The sequence below is a fragment of the Aeromonas jandaei genome (assembly GCF_037890695.1).
GTDB classification, from domain to species: Bacteria; Pseudomonadota; Gammaproteobacteria; order Enterobacterales; family Aeromonadaceae; genus Aeromonas; species Aeromonas jandaei.
In genome coordinates this window covers 3,779,998-3,794,801 of sequence record NZ_CP149571.1, presented here as the reverse complement: position 1 = coordinate 3,794,801, position 14,804 = coordinate 3,779,998, and the positions used below count along the sequence as shown (strand labels likewise).

Sequence of the window (14,804 nt, the reverse complement as noted above, 5' to 3'; positions counted from 1 at the left end):
GGGCACCTCTGGCATGAAGATGGCTGTCTGCACAATAACTGTTAGCCAAGGTATAGAACAGATAACGACAGCATGGGGTCAATATCCTACCCTGATGTGCCCTCTCTGCGTCATATCGGGATCCTGCTCAAAAGATACCCGGCGCTCTGCCGGGTATCTTTTGTCGGAGTGGTTCAGGCCCAGGCCCGCTCCAGCAGAGTGAGCAACTGCTCACGGTCGGCATCCTTGCGATTGAACAGCATGGCACCGTCGTTGACGGCCAGATCCCGTATCTCCCCGAGCAGCGAGCGATCGCTTACCCCCGCCTCGCTCATGGTGCGCGGCAGCTTGACCGCCTGCCACAGGGTATCGCGCAGGGTACGAATGGCGGTGATGGTCGCCTCGGCCCGCAGGTGGGCCGGGGTGGCGGCAAAGCGCTCGGCTCCCACCAGCGGCAGCAGCAGGCGGGCCAACTCGTTATCTACCTCGGGGCGGTTGAAGTCGAGCACGGTCGGCAGGAAGAGGTTCATGCACAGGCCGTGGGGGAGATGGCAGCGAGCCCCCAGACTGTGGCCGAGGGCATGCACCAGTCCCACCATGGAGTTGGAGAAGGCCATGCCCGCCAGGGTGGAACCTTCGGCCAATTGCAGCCGCAACTGCTTGTTTTGCGGATCCTTGAGGATGAGAGGCAGGGCATTGGCTATCTTCTCTACCGCCATCAGGGCCAGCGCATCGCTCACCGGGTTTTTGGCGGTGCCGATAAAGGCCTCGATGGCATGGGTCATGGCATCCATGGCGGTGGCTGCGGTGATATTGAGGGGCAGTCCCTGAGTCAGACGCGGGTCGAGCACCGCCAGCTGCGGCAGCAGGAAGGGGGAGGTGAAGGGCACCTTGCGCCCGCTCGCCTCATCCTTGATCACCGCCACCAGCGTGACCTCGGAACCGGTACCTGCCGTGGTGGGCACCACCGCCAGCGGCTTGAGGGGACGAGTCAGGCAACCGGCGCCCGAGTAGTCGAGCAGGTGTTCACCACCCATGGATGCCAGGATATTGACCGCCTTGGCGGTATCGATGACCGAGCCGCCCCCCAGCGCCACCAGACTGTCGCAGTCTAGCTCGGCGTAGCGCTTGGCGATCCGCTCCACCACGGCAGTGGAGGAGTCGGCCGGGATCTCGTCCCAAATGGCGGCGACCGGCAGCTCCCCTTCGGCCAGTACATTGGCCAGCAGGGTGGCAAGACCAGTGGCATTGACCCCCTTGTCGGTCAGCAGCAGGGGGCGGCGAGCACCAAGGCTTGCCAGCTCGCTGGCCAGCTGCTCCAGCGCCTGTTCACCGGCCAGCAGTTTGACCGGACAGAAAAAATCGTAATAGCGGCTCATATCAAGGCTCCTTGCGCTCAGCCGGTTACCAGACCCAGATAGATGTTGCAGGCACGGCCAAGCTTGTTGCGCTGGGCCGGATAGTGGCGCAGCAGCGGCCGCGCGATAAAGGCAGGCAGGATCAGGGACTGCAACTGCTCAAGCCCCCGCACCAGATGCATGGCGGTGGTCAGGTCCCCCTCTACCAGCAGCCGGTTTTCACTGAACGCCTGATTGACCCCGAGCCGAAAGCTCAGGGCGCGAAACGCGATACTGGGGTGCTTGAAGCGCACCCGCAGCGGATGGATGGTGGCATGGGGTGCAGCCGGCGCACCGGGATACCAGCGCCCTCCTTCTTTATGCATGTTCATGGCGTAATCAAGTCCCCCCACCTCAAGGCGAATGGCCAGGCCATCCGGCAAGGGGGCCAGTTCGCGGTGCACCGCCTCGTCGATACGGGCGGCGCGGCAGAGAGTTCGGCCCACCACCCAGAGCAGAGTGGTGATCCAGAGGCGGCGGCCCAGTGCGGCCAGAGATTCAACGGTCGGAGTTGTCATAGGGGTTGGCTCCTGAGATGGCTGACCAGAAGAGGGCAAAGGCACTGGCTTGCCAGTGGGCATCCTGCCCAAGCTCGGGTTGATCGACAAAGAGTGATGCGCAGGCGAGGAACTGCCCCTGACACACCTCCAGCAACAGCGGCGCGGGGGCCTGCATCAGCTCGCCACTGGCCTGCCCTTTTACCAGCAGAGCGGGCAGAAAGCGCAGAGTGTCATTCAAGATCTGGCTGCGGGCCGGGCGGGCCAGCAGGGGGGAGTGAAAGAAACCCAGCACAAATTTGATCTCGTTGGGGTGGGCCAGCATCCAGCTCATCGCCTGCTGCCAGTAGTGGTGGATCTGCTCGCGTAGTGCCAGCTCGGGATCGGCTTCGCAGATGGCAGCCCCCATCCTGGTCTTCACATCCTGATAGAGCTGAAGGATCAGTGCCTCCTTGCTCGGAAAGTGGTGGAACAGGGTGCCGTTGGCGACCCCGGCCGCCTTGGCAATGCGGGCGGTGGCTGCCCCCTGCAGACCATCTTCGGCGCAGAGGGCGAGGGCGGCATCCAGAATTTGGCGGCGCTTGTCGGTCATGGCGGGCTCCGTCAGCGCAGGAAAAAAGCCATCATCAGCTTCTGGATCCAGCTGTTGTAGGGCGGATGGATCAGGGAGCCGGTGGTGAACTTGCCGCGGGTCAGCACGGTTTTCGCCTTGGAGAAGGTGAGAAAGCCCTCGTGCCCGTGGTAGTGGCCCATGCCGGAGGCGCCGATGCCGCCAAACGGCACATCATCGGCTGCCACCTGGAACAGACTCTCGTTGATGGCCATGCCGCCGGAGTGGGTCTCCCGGGTCACCCGCGCCTGCAGCTCGGGATCGAAGCTCATCAGATAGAGGGCCAGCGGGCGGGGACGTTCGGCGATATAGGCGAGCGCCTCCTCCAGCGTGTCGTAGGGGATGAGCGGCAGCAGCGGGCCGAAGATCTCCTGCTGTATCACCTGACAGTGGCCCGGCACCCCGGTCAGCAGATGCGGGGCCAGAAGGCGGCGCTGATCATCCCGCGCCGGAGTGGCACAGGGGTGGAGCTGGGCTCCCGCCTGTTTGGCCTCATCGAGCCAGCTGACCAGCCGCTGATACTGGCGATCGTTGATGATGGCGCCGTAGTCGGGGCTGGCGAGCCCGGCAGGGTAGAGCTTGGCAAAGTGGTTGCGATAGGCGGCGATAAAGTTCTCCACCTCGCTGCGGGGCAGCAGCACATAGTCGGGGGCAACGCAGATCTGGCCGGCGTTGAGGCTCTTGCCGAAGATCATCCGCTCGATGGCGGTCTCAACTGGCATGTCGGGGGCGATGAGGCAAGGGCTCTTACCACCCAGCTCAAGGGTGAGCGGGGTGAGCTGGGGCGCGGCGGCGGCCATTACCAGCTTGCCAACCATGGTGGAGCCGGTGAACAGCAGGTGATCGAAGGGGAGCGAGCTGAATGCGGCCGCCATCTGGGCATCCCCCTCGATGACGGCGATCTCGTCCTCGTTGAAAGTGGTGGTGAGCAGGGTACGCAGCACGGCGTTGGTATGGGGAGTGAACTCGGAGAGTTTCAGCATCGCCCGGTTCCCTGCCGCGATGGCGGTGATGAGCGGGCCGAGGCTCAGCATCACCGGAAAGTTCCACGGCACTATGATGCCGACCACCCCGAGCGGCTGGAAGTGTACCTCCACTTTGGCGGGGGCGAGCAGCAGACCGGCATGGCGACGATGGGGCTGCATCCAGCGCTTGAGCCGCTTCTGGGTGTAGTTGATCTGCATGATGCAGGGGAGGATGTCGGCGATCTGGCTGTCGTAGTGGCTGCGCTGGCCATAATCCTGCGCCAGCGCCGTGCAGAGCTGCTCCTTGTGAGCCAGCAGCGCCCGCTTGAGTTTGGTCAGCTGGGTTCGCCGCTCGGCCAGCGTCGGCATCGGGTGTTCCCGGCTCGCCCGTTTGAGCCGCTCCAGCTGCTCGGGCAGGGCCAGCTTGATGGCGAGGATATCCTCCGGACTGTGCTGATGCGGTGCGACTCCCATGATCTTCTCCGTCTGAAAAACAACCGACTGATTGGTCGGTCTAAATCTAGTCGTTTGTTGCGCAAGTGTAAAGCTGGCATCATCTGCCTCTGTCACCGGCAGCTGGACGCAAGAGAGAACTGTGTTCCTCCCCACACTTTTGTGGTTTGCTCGTTGGTGACTTATCTAATAAGAGGTAGTTTTTGGCTATTCACATGCATGGAGGGAGCACTATGACCAGGGAATTGAACAGCTTGTTGACCCGGCTTGAAGATGTGGTTGAGCGGATGCCGGATTGCTTCAACACTTACGAATTTGCCCAGAAGCTGGCGCTGCAGTATCAGCCGGAGTTCTTTGCCGCCGGCCACTCGCTGGCCGAGCACGAAGGCAAGGTGTTGCGGGTGCTGCATCAGAAGATTGCCGAGGCGCTGGCCAGCTGCGATGCGGTGATTGAAGGGGCTCTGCTCCCCTGTGTGACCCCCTGGGGAGAGAAGTCCACCTCGCCGCGTTGGCACCGTAAACGCTGAGTGCCGGGAACCTGGTTCCAGGGCAATGAGATAATGAATCGTCATGGCGCGGCCCCAAGTGGCCGCGCCATTTTTTGTGGCGGGGATTGTGGATGTGATGCCGGAAAGTGCGAGCAAAGGTTCAGGGTGTGATCCCCTGCCGGGATAAAGGGCGGTGAGCCCGGTAGACTCCCCCTTTTGTCGTTGCAGGGAGGTCATATGACTGACAAGATCCAGACTCACAAGATTATTCTCGACACCGATCCGGGCATCGACGATGCCATGGCCATCCTCTTTGCCGAGGCCCACCCCGCCATCGAGCTGCTCGCCATCACCACCGTTTTTGGCAACGCCACTATCGCCAATGGCACCCGCAACGCCCTCTGGCTCAAGCAGAAGTACGGCATGAAAGCGGATGTGGCCAAAGGCGCTGCCGCCCCGCTGCTGCGCGAACCGGTCGGCCCCACCACCATAGTTCACGGCCCGAGCGGCTTTGGTGACCTGGAGGCGGGAGAGGTGAGTATTGCGCCCGACCCCCGTCCCGCGTGGCAGTACATTGTCGAGGCGGTCAAAGCGGCGCCGGGGGAGATCACCCTCGTTACCATCGGGCCTTTGACCAATCTGGCGCTGGCGCTGCAGCAGGCGCCCGAGATTGTTTCACTGGTGAAACAGGTGGTGGTGATGGGGGGCGCTTTTGGTATCAATGGTCATCGCGGCAACGTCACCCCCTATGCCGAGGCCAATATCCACGATGATCCCGATGCTGCCGACCGGGTCTTTACTGCCGACTGGCCGGTGGTGATCATCGGGCTGGATGTGACCCAGCAGAGCTTTTTCAGCGGCGACTATCTCGATGCGCTGCGCGACGAGGCGGGCGAGCCGGGCCAGTTCCTGTGGGATGTCAGCCGCTTCTATCTGCGTTTTTACTCGGAGAAGCTGGGACTCTCCGGCTGCCATGTCCACGACCCGTCCGCCATCGCCTATGTCATTGACCCGACTCTCTTTACCCTGCGTGAGGGGCCGGTGCGGGTGATCAACAGTGGCCCGGCCATCGGTCATACCCTGCAAAAGTTCGATGGCAAGCGCCACTCCCATGATGGCTGGGCCGATTTTCGTCCGCAGCAGGTCGGGGTGGCTGTGCGTGATGAGGCGCTGCTCGCCCTCTATCGCGAGACGCTGGTGGCCTGGGGCAAGCGCCGTTAAACGTCCCCGACGGTCTGGCGGTGATTCGTGGTGGCGCGCGTTGCGTTGCGGCTGTGATCCCCGCCAAACAATCGCGGCGCACAGGCGCTTATACTGCCTGATATCAAGACGTTAGGAGGGATTGGGATGGCCTGGATTTCCTTGATAGTGGCGATAGCCCTGATCTGGTGGTTGATGAAGCTGGGGCGTGGTGCCCTGTTCGAGATCCGCCTTGCACCCGGCAAGGTGGTGGTCAAGCAGGGCAAGGTATCGCCCGCCTTTATTGAGCATGCCAAGCAGATCCTGCGCCACGAAACAGTGCGTGGGCGCATTGTGGGACATCGCGATGGTGACGGGGTCAAGCTGGTCTTCTCCCGCTCCATCCCCGAGCCGGTGGCCCAGCGTTTTCGCAATATCTTCCCCTATGGCGACTATCGTCACGTCGCCGCCCCGGGTGCCAAGCCGCGCAAAGGGTAAAAGCAGTCCGAGTGCATCAGATAGCAAACGGGCCTCCAGTGGAGGCCCGTTTTTTATGGCGCTTGGCCAAGCGAGAGCGGCTTGCCCTTACTCCTTGCCGTGCAGCTCGCGCTGGGCCTTGACGGCAGCAGCCTTGATCGCCTGCCCCTCGTTGCCCCAGGAGGCGCGCAACGTATTGACCAGCTCGGCGATCCGCTCGTCATCCATGGTTCAGCCATAGCCCGGCATGTGGTAGCCGAGATGACCGCGGGTGATGGGCGTCTCGGCGCCATGCAGCAACACGTTGAGCAGGCTCGCCGGATCGTCCGCCAGCACGGTGCGGTTGTTCCCCAGCGAGGGGATGACGTGGTCATTGCCCTTGCCATCGACCCCGTGGCAGGTGGAACAGTACATGGCGTAGTCCGCCTTTCCGCCGGCACTGGCATAGGCGCGGGCACCTTTCGCTACCGCCGGCTCCGCTTTCAGGTCGGTGAGGTAGGTGGCGATGCTGGCCAGATCGGCGTCGCTGAAGTACTGGCTGCTGTGAGTGATCACTTCCGCCATCGGGCCTGCGACAGCCTGATGCTGGCTGCGGCCGGTTTTCAGCAGGTCGATCAGCGCCTGCTTGTCGTAGCGGCTGCCGCGAATATCGGGAGCATACCAGCCGTCGAGGGCGGCACCGCTCAGGTAGACGGGATCCGCCTCGGTCAGCGCTTTCTCCTGCATGCCGAGGCCGCGCGGGGTGTGGCAGCTGCCGCAGTGACCGGCACCCTGTACCAGATAGGCGCCGCGGTTCCACTCTTCGCTCTTGCCAGCGACCGGGGTGAAGCGGCTGTCATCGTGATAGACCCAGTTCCACCCCATCAGCGGCCAGCGCATGTTGAGCGGCCAGGGGATGTCGCTCTCCTTGTTGGCCACCGCCAGCGGCTGCACATCCTGCATCAGGTAGTGGTAGAGGGCGGTAAGATCCTCGTCGCTCATCTTGGCGTAGGCGGTGTAGGGCATGGCCGGATAGAGGCGATGCCCATCGCGGGCTACCCCTTCGCGCATCACCTTGAGGAACTCCGGCAGGCTGTAGTTGCCGATGCCGTAACTCTTGTCGGGGGTGATGTTGGTGGCAAATACGGTGCCGATGGGGGTCGGGAACCCTTTGCCGCCCGCCAGCGGTTTGCTTGCCTCGCTGGTGTGACAGGCGGCGCAATCGCCGAGCTTGGCAACGTACTCACCCGCCGACATGGCGGGAGCCGCGTGGGCGGCAAGGGCGGGCAGCGCCAGCATCAGGGCGCTGGCAGTCAGTGACAGGGCGCGGCTCATTGGGCACCTCCCTTGGTCATGGCGACCAGCTCGTTGACGGCGCGCCATGCCTCGTCAATGGCGGCGTGAGCGTAGGGGCTCCAGCCCGAATCCGAGTTGGCGATAGTGATGTTGCCGACCGGCTTGCGCCCCAGCTCGACCCACTTCTCGCACTGCTCCTCGTCATCAAACAGGGTGTTGGTGACATAGGAGTAGCCGTGGGACCAGCGGTTGACCGTGATGGCGAGGATATCCTGCTCATGGTTGAAACCGGCGCTGCCCAGCATCCCCTGCAGCTGTTCGCGGATCATCTGTTCATGCTGCTCGAACGGCATGCCAAGGATCATGGCGCGCCCCTTGCGGGACTGTTCGCGGGCCGACAGGCCGCTGCCCGGCAGGGTCGGCACATAGACCATGTGCAGGCACATCGGCTGATCCGGGCTCTTGGGATGCTCATAGCCACCCATGCTGACCGGATAGTCGAGCTTGACCCGGCTGTAAGGGGCTGCCGGGGAGTAGACCTCGTGCACCCCGAGCTTGACGAAGGCTTGCCAGTTTTTGATCACCACCTTGGTGTAGACCAGCGGTGCCTTGACGTTCTGGCGCAGCGCCTCTTTCTGGGGCTCCGGCATCTCGGGCACCATGTAGGGGATCATCATGTTGTAGCCAGCCATGATCGACTGTTTGGCGCGCACCCGGTGCAGTTTCCCTTCTTTGATATAGGTGACGTCCACAGCCAGCTTGCCATCGGCGAGGCGCACGTTTTTCGCCTGCAGGGCGGTACTGCCAAGGCGCAGCTGTACCTTGTGCTCCGGCAGATCGAGCTTGCTGTAGTCAAACTTGGCCAGCACCACATCCTGCATGGTGTGACCCGGTGCCACCTGCGGGATGAGCTTGCGCACCATCAGGCGGGTGAGACCGGCGTTGCCATCCGGGAAGTGGAAGATGTAGGGATCGTCCAGCTCGGCCTGCTCCTCGGCATCGAGCGGCGTCAGGTTGAGGCCGCCAAAGCCGGGCAGGGCACAGAGGCGGGCGTCAGCGCAGGCGGTGGCATCGATGCCGACGGCCTGAAAATCGTTGGTACGTTGCTGGAAGTAGGTGATGGCACGTTCGCTCAGGCCCACCTTGTCGCGCAGGAAGGTGGTGTAGCTGTTGCGGGTGATCCACTCGTCCTGCTGCTCGCGGGTCATGCCGCTCAGGTAGTCGGTCTTCTCCTCGTGCAGGGCCAGCAGGGCAGCCTTGTCGGCATCATCGAGCGGGAAGTCACCGATAAACTCCGCCAGCGGACGGCCATTCAGGCGATCGCGCGGGATGTCATCCGCCACGTTATGGCCCGGATCGCCGTTCACTATCTTGTTGACGCCAAAGTGCTTTTCGTCGAAATAGACACCGCGGCTGAGCCCCAGATCCGGATAGAAAGTCTGCTGGAAGCCGGCGGCCAGCTCGTCGATGTTGACCTCCAGCGCCTTGAGCAGGCCGAGCGCCACCGGGCTGTAGACCGAGCGCGGCGATTGCAGGGATTCACTGCCGCCGTAACCCAGACGCAGGCCATCGGGGGTGGTGAACTCGTTGCGCTTGGCGTGGCCGCCGAAGTCATCGTGGTTGTCGAGCAGCAGGATCTTTTTATCCGCGCCGAGCAGTTGCTGATAGAAGCAGGCGGCGGCCAGACCGCTGATGCCGGCGCCGACGATCACCAGATCGTACTCTCCCTCAAGGGGAACATTGGCAAAGTCATACTGTTTGCCATCGCGGGCAATGCTGTGGGCCGGTTCGAAAGAGCCCGGGTGGTTGCCGCGCAGGCCGGTGAGGGCGGGCGGGTAGACCAGCGTCTTGTCAGCCAGCGCGCTGCCGCCTTCGGCAGCCTTGAGCAGGTTGATGGGGGCGATGCCTGCTGCGATGGTGATGGCGACGCCATTGAGAAAATCTCTGCGTGTGATGCTCATGGCAATCCCTGTTGTTTGAAGCGTTGAAAAAAAGCACAGAGCTGAAATGGTAGCTGGCAAGCAGCAAGGGGACGCAACCTACCGTCATATCCCGGTAGAGTCCATGGCTTTGATAATAACTTATTAAACAAAATGATGAAGCTTGTAATGGCCAAAACAGGGGTAGATGTCTCCACTTTGCATATTTATGAGACAAAACCTTGCCGAATCCATGGAATTAATTTGAAATCATTTTGATTAATTATGGTTTTGATTGAGTTCCTTTTCGTTTTTCATATTTCCAGAGGGCACAAAAACAGTGCGGAAATAGTGCATGTATTTTATGCAGATAGTTCAAATTCCGTTATTTGACCACGAATAGTACAAGGTTAATTGCGGTTGGTTCTCCAGCTCTGGTGCCAAGCTGATTGAAATAAAAGCAGGGTGTGATGAATTAATGACCAGCGTGTTTTATGCAGCCGGTTATTGGTCACGGGTTAACAACTGTTACATGCAAACGCCAACCTGGGCACAACATCGAGATTAATTTTTCATGTTGTTCACATAGTCAGGTTTTGTTCAGAATGATGCGTTTTTTTTACAACTTTAGCCTTGCGAAGATAAAGGACGCTGCATGAAACCTTTTGCATTAAAGAGGGGTTTGGGTGCTTTGCTGTTGCTCGCGGCCGCCGGCATGCTGACTGGCTGTGACATGGCTCTGATGAGCCCCAAAGGGCAGATTGGTCTGGAACAGAAATCACTGATACTGACGGCCCTTGGCCTGATGTTAATCGTGGTGATCCCTGTAATTATTATGGCCGTGGTATTTTCTCGTAAATACAGAGCTTCGAATACCGACGCCAAATATACCCCTGACTGGTCTCACTCCAACAAGATTGAAGCGGTTGTCTGGACCGTTCCCGTCATTATTATCGTTATTCTTGCCACTATTACCTGGAAAACATCTCACGAACTGGATCCTTACAAACCGCTGGATTCCACGGTGAAACCGATTCAGGTCGATGTTATTTCCCTCGACTGGAAGTGGTTGTTTGTCTATCCAGAACTGGGTATTGCATCGGTGAATGAATTGGCTTTCCCGGTCAATACGCCGGTCAATTTCCGGGTCACCTCCGATACCGTGATGAACTCCTTCTTCATTCCGCGTCTTGGCGGCCAGATATATGCGATGGCGGGCATGCAGACCAAGCTGCACCTCATTGCCAACGAGCCGGGCCAGTATGACGGCATCTCCAGCAGCTACAGCGGTGCCGGTTTCTCGGGCATGAAGTTCAATGCCATCGCTACACCGGATCAGGCAGGTTTTGATGCCTGGGTTGCCAAGGTAAAGGCGTCGCCAAAACAGCTGATCACCATGGATCAGTTCAATGCGCTGGCCAAACCGAGCGAGTTCCATCCGGTGGAGTACTTCTCCAGTGCCGATCCGAAACTGTTTGTCACTCTGATCAACAAGTTCATGGGGGACATGAAGCACGGCCAGCATCAGGGGATGACCCATGAGATGCCCATGGCACAGGGGGAGACCATGACCCATCAGGGGATGGATCACTCACAGATGAACCATGGCGACATGGCGCAAGACGAACACATGGATCATGCCAGCCATATGAAGATGGCAATGGATGACAACTCTGTGAAAGCGGGATCCGAGGAATAACGATGTTTGGAAAATTAACGCTCGACGCCATTCCGTACCATGAACCCATCATCATGGTGACGGTGGCCGGAATCATTCTGGGGGGGCTGGCTGTCGCCGGTCTCATCACCTATTTCGGCAAGTGGCAATATCTGTGGAAAGAGTGGCTCACCTCGGTGGATCACAAGCGCCTCGGGATCATGTATCTCATCCTCGGCATGGTGATGCTGCTGCGCGGTTTCGCCGATGCGGTGATGATGCGCACCCAACAGGTGATGGCTTCGGCCGGCAGCGACGGCATTCTGCCACCGCATCACTATGACCAGATCTTCACCGCCCACGGCGTCATCATGATCTTCTTCGTGGCGATGCCACTGGTTATCGGTCTGATGAACATTGTGGTACCGCTGCAGATCGGTGCCCGTGACGTGGCCTTCCCCTTCCTCAACAACGTGAGCTTCTGGTTCACCGCCGCCGCCGTGGTGCTGATCAACATCTCCCTCGGGGTTGGTGAATTTGCCCAGACTGGCTGGCTGGCCTATCCGCCGCTGTCGGGGCTGGAGTACAGTCCGGGGGTCGGGGTCGACTACTGGATCTGGAGTCTGCAGATCTCGGGGTTGGGCACTTTGCTGACCGGCGTCAACTTCTTCGCCACCATCATCAAGATGCGTGCCCCGGGCATGACCATGATGCGTCTGCCGGTGTTCACCTGGACCGCCCTGTGCGCCAACATCCTGATCATCGCCTCCTTCCCGATCCTGACCGTCACGGTGGCCCTGCTCACCGCCGACCGTTACCTTGGCACCCATTTCTTTACCAATGACATGGGTGGCAACATGATGATGTACATCAACCTGATCTGGGCCTGGGGTCACCCCGAGGTGTACATTCTGGTGCTGCCGGTGTTCGGGATCTTCTCCGAAGTGGTGGCTACCTTCAGCAAGAAGAAGCTGTTCGGTTATACCTCGCTGGTGTGGGCGACCGTCGCCATTACCGTGCTCTCCTTCATTGTCTGGCTGCACCACTTCTTCACCATGGGCTCCGGCGCCAACGTGAATGCCTTCTTCGGCATTACCACCATGATCATCTCCATCCCGACCGGGGTGAAGATCTTCAACTGGCTGTTCACCATGTACCGGGGGCGTATCGAGTTCACCTCACCCATGTTGTGGACCGTCGGCTTCATCATTACCTTCAGCATCGGCGGCATGACCGGGGTACTGCTCTCGGTACCGGCGGCCAACTTCGTGCTGCACAACAGCCTGTTCCTGATCGCCCACTTCCACAACGTCATCATCGGCGGTGTGGTGTTCGGCTGCTTCGCCGGTATCACCTACTGGTTCCCGAAAGCGTTCGGCTTCAAGCTCAACGATGTCTGGGGCAAGCGCGCCTTCTGGTTCTGGATTGTCGGCTTCTTCGTTGCCTTCATGCCGCTCTACGTGCTGGGCTTCATGGGCATGACCCGTCGCGTCAGCCAGCATCTGGATCCCCAGTTCCATGGCTGGCTGGTAGTGGCTGCCTGTGGTGCCGCGCTGATTGCCGTGGGTGTGCTGTGTCAGGTGATCCAGCTGGTGGTCAGCATCCGCGACCGCGAGCAGAACCGCGATCTGACCGGTGACCCCTGGGGTGGCCGTACCCTGGAGTGGGCAACCTCTTCCCCGCCGCCCTTCTACAACTTCGCCATCGAGCCGAAGATCAAGGGACTGGATGCCTTCTGGGAAGCCAAGCAGGACGGTTCTGCCTATCAGCAGCCCGAGCACTATGACCCGATTCATATGCCCAAAAACACCGGGGCCGGGGTCATCATCGCAGGCTTTGCCACCGTGTTTGGTTTTGCCATGGTCTGGCACATCTGGTGGATGGCCATCGCCGGCTTCATCGGCATGATTGCGAGCTGGATCATCCACAGCTTCAACGACGACGTGGATTACTACGTGCAGGTTGACGAGATCGAGCGGATCGAGCGTCAGCATTTTGAAAATATCAACAAGGTGGCGTGAAGCAATGGCGACCGACGTTCTACATCACACTCACGACGGTGCCCATGACCATGGGCACCACGATGCCGGTGCCAACAAGGTATTCGGTTTCTGGATCTACCTGATGAGTGACTGCATCCTGTTTGCATGCCTGTTTGCAACCTATGCAGTCCTGGTCAACGGCACCGCCGGCGGCCCGAGCGGCAAGGATATCTTCGAGCTGCCGTTCGTGTTTGGCGAAACCATGCTGCTGCTCTTTAGCAGCATAACCTTCGGTTTTGCCATGCTGGCGATGAACAAGAACCAGCTATCCGCCGTCAATGGCTGGTTGCTGGTGACTTTCGTGCTGGGTGCCGGCTTTATCGCGATGGAGATCTACGAGTTCCATCACCTGATCGCCGAGGGCTACGGCCCGGATCGCAGCGCTTTCCTCTCCGCCTTCTTCACCCTGGTCGGTACCCACGGTATCCACGTGACCAGCGGCCTTATCTGGATCATCGTGATGATGGTGCTGGTGAGCAAGAAGGGGCTGACCGACCGCAACCGTTCCCGCCTGATGTGCCTGAGCCTGTTCTGGCACTTCCTCGACGTGGTGTGGATCTGCGTCTTTACCGTGGTCTATCTGATGGGGGCAATGTAAATGAGTCATTCCGTTGACAATCACGGCGCCAGCCACGGCAGCGCCAAGAGCTATCTGACCGGCTTCGTGCTGTCAGTCATTCTGACCGCGATCCCGTTCTGGATGGTGATGGATGGCTCCGCCTCCCACGGGCCCGTGCTGGCCACTGTGGTCGGCATGGCGGTGGTGCAGATCTTCGTCCATCTGGGCTACTTCCTGCACATGAACACCTCGTCCGAAGATCGCTGGAACTTGGTTGCACTGGTCTTTACCGTGCTCATCATCGCCATCGTGATCGTGGGCTCCCTGTGGATCATGTACAACCTCAACATCAACATGATGGTCCACTGAGCAGGCTGGCAATGATGATGAAGCAATACCTGCAAGTGACCAAGCCGGGCATCATCTTCGGTAACCTCATCTCGGTTATCGGGGGATTCCTGCTGGCCTCCAAGGGGAGCATGGACTTGCCCCTGTTCATTCTGACCATGGCCGGTGTATCACTGGTGGTCGCCTCCGGTTGCGTGTTCAACAACTACATCGACCGGGATATCGACTGCATCATGGAGCGCACCAAGAACCGTGCTCTGGTGAAGGGTCTGATCGCCCCCGGCGTATCGCTCTGGTACGCCACGGCGCTCGGCATTGCGGGCATTGCACTGCTCTATTGGGCGGCCAATCCGTTGGCCGCCTTGCTGGCAGTGCTGGGCTTCATTGTCTATGTGGGGGTCTACAGCCTCTACATGAAGCGTCACTCGGTCTACGGCACCCTGGTTGGCAGTCTCTCCGGCGCTGCGCCACCTGTCATCGGCTACTGTGCGGTGAGCGGTCAGTTCGACTCGGGGGCGCTGATCCTGCTGGCGATCTTCAGCCTGTGGCAGATGCCGCACTCCTATGCGATCGCCATCTTCCGCTTCAAGGATTATCAGGCGGCCAACATCCCGGTATTGCCGGTGGTGAAGGGGATCCCGGTGGCCAAGCTCCACATCACCCTCTACATCCTGGCCTTTATGGTGCCGACCCTGATGCTGTTCCTCGGCGGTTATGCCGGCTACAAGTATCTGGTGGTGGCCACCGCGGTGAGCGTCTGGTGGCTGGGGATGGCGCTGTCTGGCTACAAGCAGCTGGTGGATGATGCGCTCTGGGCCCGCAAGCTGTTCATGTTCTCCATCGTCACCATCACTTGTCTCAGCGTGATGATGTCGGTGGATTTCCAACCGGAAGCAGCTCCCGTGCTGGTGAGCATGCTGCCCTGATAGTGTGACTTGCCCCCCTAAAATGCATGAAAT

General features: G+C 60.1%; 13 protein-coding genes and 1 pseudogene. 8 read left to right on the top strand and 6 right to left on the bottom strand.

Annotated elements, in window-relative coordinates:
• Window positions 1-173 precede the first annotated feature (173 nt).
• Genes WE862_RS17655 through WE862_RS17640 form a run of 4 tightly spaced genes read right to left on the bottom strand, consistent with a single transcriptional unit; the run spans window position 174 to window position 3,922 of the window.
• Window positions 174-1,358 carry an iron-containing alcohol dehydrogenase gene (locus tag WE862_RS17655; RefSeq protein ID WP_042031268.1) on the bottom strand — a complete coding sequence of 395 codons (1,185 nt, stop codon included), beginning with the start codon at window positions 1,356-1,358 and terminating at the stop codon, window positions 174-176.
• A gap of 17 nt (window positions 1,359-1,375) precedes the next feature.
• Entirely contained in the window at window positions 1,376-1,894 is a 519-nt protein-coding gene (locus tag WE862_RS17650) for a hypothetical protein (RefSeq protein ID WP_042031267.1), read from the bottom strand.
• A complete protein-coding gene (locus tag WE862_RS17645) occupies window positions 1,875-2,465 on the bottom strand; it encodes a TetR/AcrR family transcriptional regulator (RefSeq protein WP_042031266.1) in 591 nt (196 codons plus the stop codon). Before WE862_RS17645 ends, WE862_RS17650 begins: the two co-directional genes overlap by 20 nt.
• A gap of 11 nt (window positions 2,466-2,476) precedes the next feature.
• On the bottom strand, window positions 2,477-3,922 hold the full coding sequence (locus tag WE862_RS17640; protein WP_019446629.1) for a coniferyl aldehyde dehydrogenase: 1,446 nt from the start codon (window positions 3,920-3,922) through the stop codon (window positions 2,477-2,479).
• Between the two features lie 212 nt (window positions 3,923-4,134).
• Between WE862_RS17640 and WE862_RS17635 the strand changes: the two genes are divergently transcribed.
• The 3 genes from WE862_RS17635 to WE862_RS17625 all read left to right on the top strand — a co-directional run bounded on the left by WE862_RS17635 (window position 4,135) and on the right by WE862_RS17625 (window position 6,066).
• Entirely contained in the window at window positions 4,135-4,428 is a 294-nt protein-coding gene (locus tag WE862_RS17635; protein ID WP_019446630.1) for a hypothetical protein, read from the top strand.
• 198 nt (window positions 4,429-4,626) lie between these two features.
• Window positions 4,627-5,610, top strand: coding sequence for a nucleoside hydrolase (locus tag WE862_RS17630; RefSeq protein WP_042031265.1), 984 nt, complete (start codon window positions 4,627-4,629; stop codon window positions 5,608-5,610).
• 126 nt (window positions 5,611-5,736) lie between these two features.
• Complete coding sequence (locus WE862_RS17625) at window positions 5,737-6,066, top strand: DUF3634 family protein (protein ID WP_033114291.1); 330 nt, start codon at window positions 5,737-5,739, stop codon at window positions 6,064-6,066.
• A gap of 87 nt (window positions 6,067-6,153) precedes the next feature.
• Here WE862_RS17625 and WE862_RS17620 read toward each other — a convergent pair.
• Window positions 6,154-7,359, bottom strand: a pseudogene (locus WE862_RS17620) (c-type cytochrome).
• Complete coding sequence (locus tag WE862_RS17615) at window positions 7,356-9,281, bottom strand: NAD(P)-binding protein (RefSeq protein ID WP_042031262.1); 1,926 nt, start codon at window positions 9,279-9,281, stop codon at window positions 7,356-7,358. The pseudogene WE862_RS17620 and the gene WE862_RS17615 overlap by 4 nt, the downstream one beginning before the upstream one ends.
• 613 nt (window positions 9,282-9,894) lie before the next feature.
• On the opposite strand from WE862_RS17615, the gene cyoA reads away from it, so the two are divergent.
• The 5 genes from cyoA to cyoE are packed head-to-tail and all read left to right on the top strand — an operon-like array spanning window position 9,895 to window position 14,771.
• Window positions 9,895-10,938: a cytochrome o ubiquinol oxidase subunit II gene (gene cyoA / locus WE862_RS17610; RefSeq protein ID WP_081849317.1), complete on the top strand. Its 1,044-nt coding sequence runs from the start codon at window positions 9,895-9,897 to the stop codon at window positions 10,936-10,938.
• A gap of 2 nt (window positions 10,939-10,940) precedes the next feature.
• On the top strand, window positions 10,941-12,917 hold the full coding sequence (gene cyoB, locus WE862_RS17605; protein ID WP_041208606.1) for a cytochrome o ubiquinol oxidase subunit I: 1,977 nt from the start codon (window positions 10,941-10,943) through the stop codon (window positions 12,915-12,917).
• A 4-nt stretch (window positions 12,918-12,921) separates the two neighbouring features.
• Window positions 12,922-13,536: a cytochrome o ubiquinol oxidase subunit III gene (locus WE862_RS17600; RefSeq protein WP_041208604.1), complete on the top strand. Its 615-nt coding sequence runs from the start codon at window positions 12,922-12,924 to the stop codon at window positions 13,534-13,536.
• Window positions 13,537-13,866, top strand: coding sequence for a cytochrome o ubiquinol oxidase subunit IV (locus WE862_RS17595; protein WP_339058653.1), 330 nt, complete (start codon window positions 13,537-13,539; stop codon window positions 13,864-13,866).
• Between the two features lie 11 nt (window positions 13,867-13,877).
• On the top strand, window positions 13,878-14,771 hold the full coding sequence (cyoE, locus tag WE862_RS17590) for a heme o synthase (RefSeq protein WP_042031260.1): 894 nt from the start codon (window positions 13,878-13,880) through the stop codon (window positions 14,769-14,771).
• Window positions 14,772-14,804 lie beyond the last annotated feature (33 nt).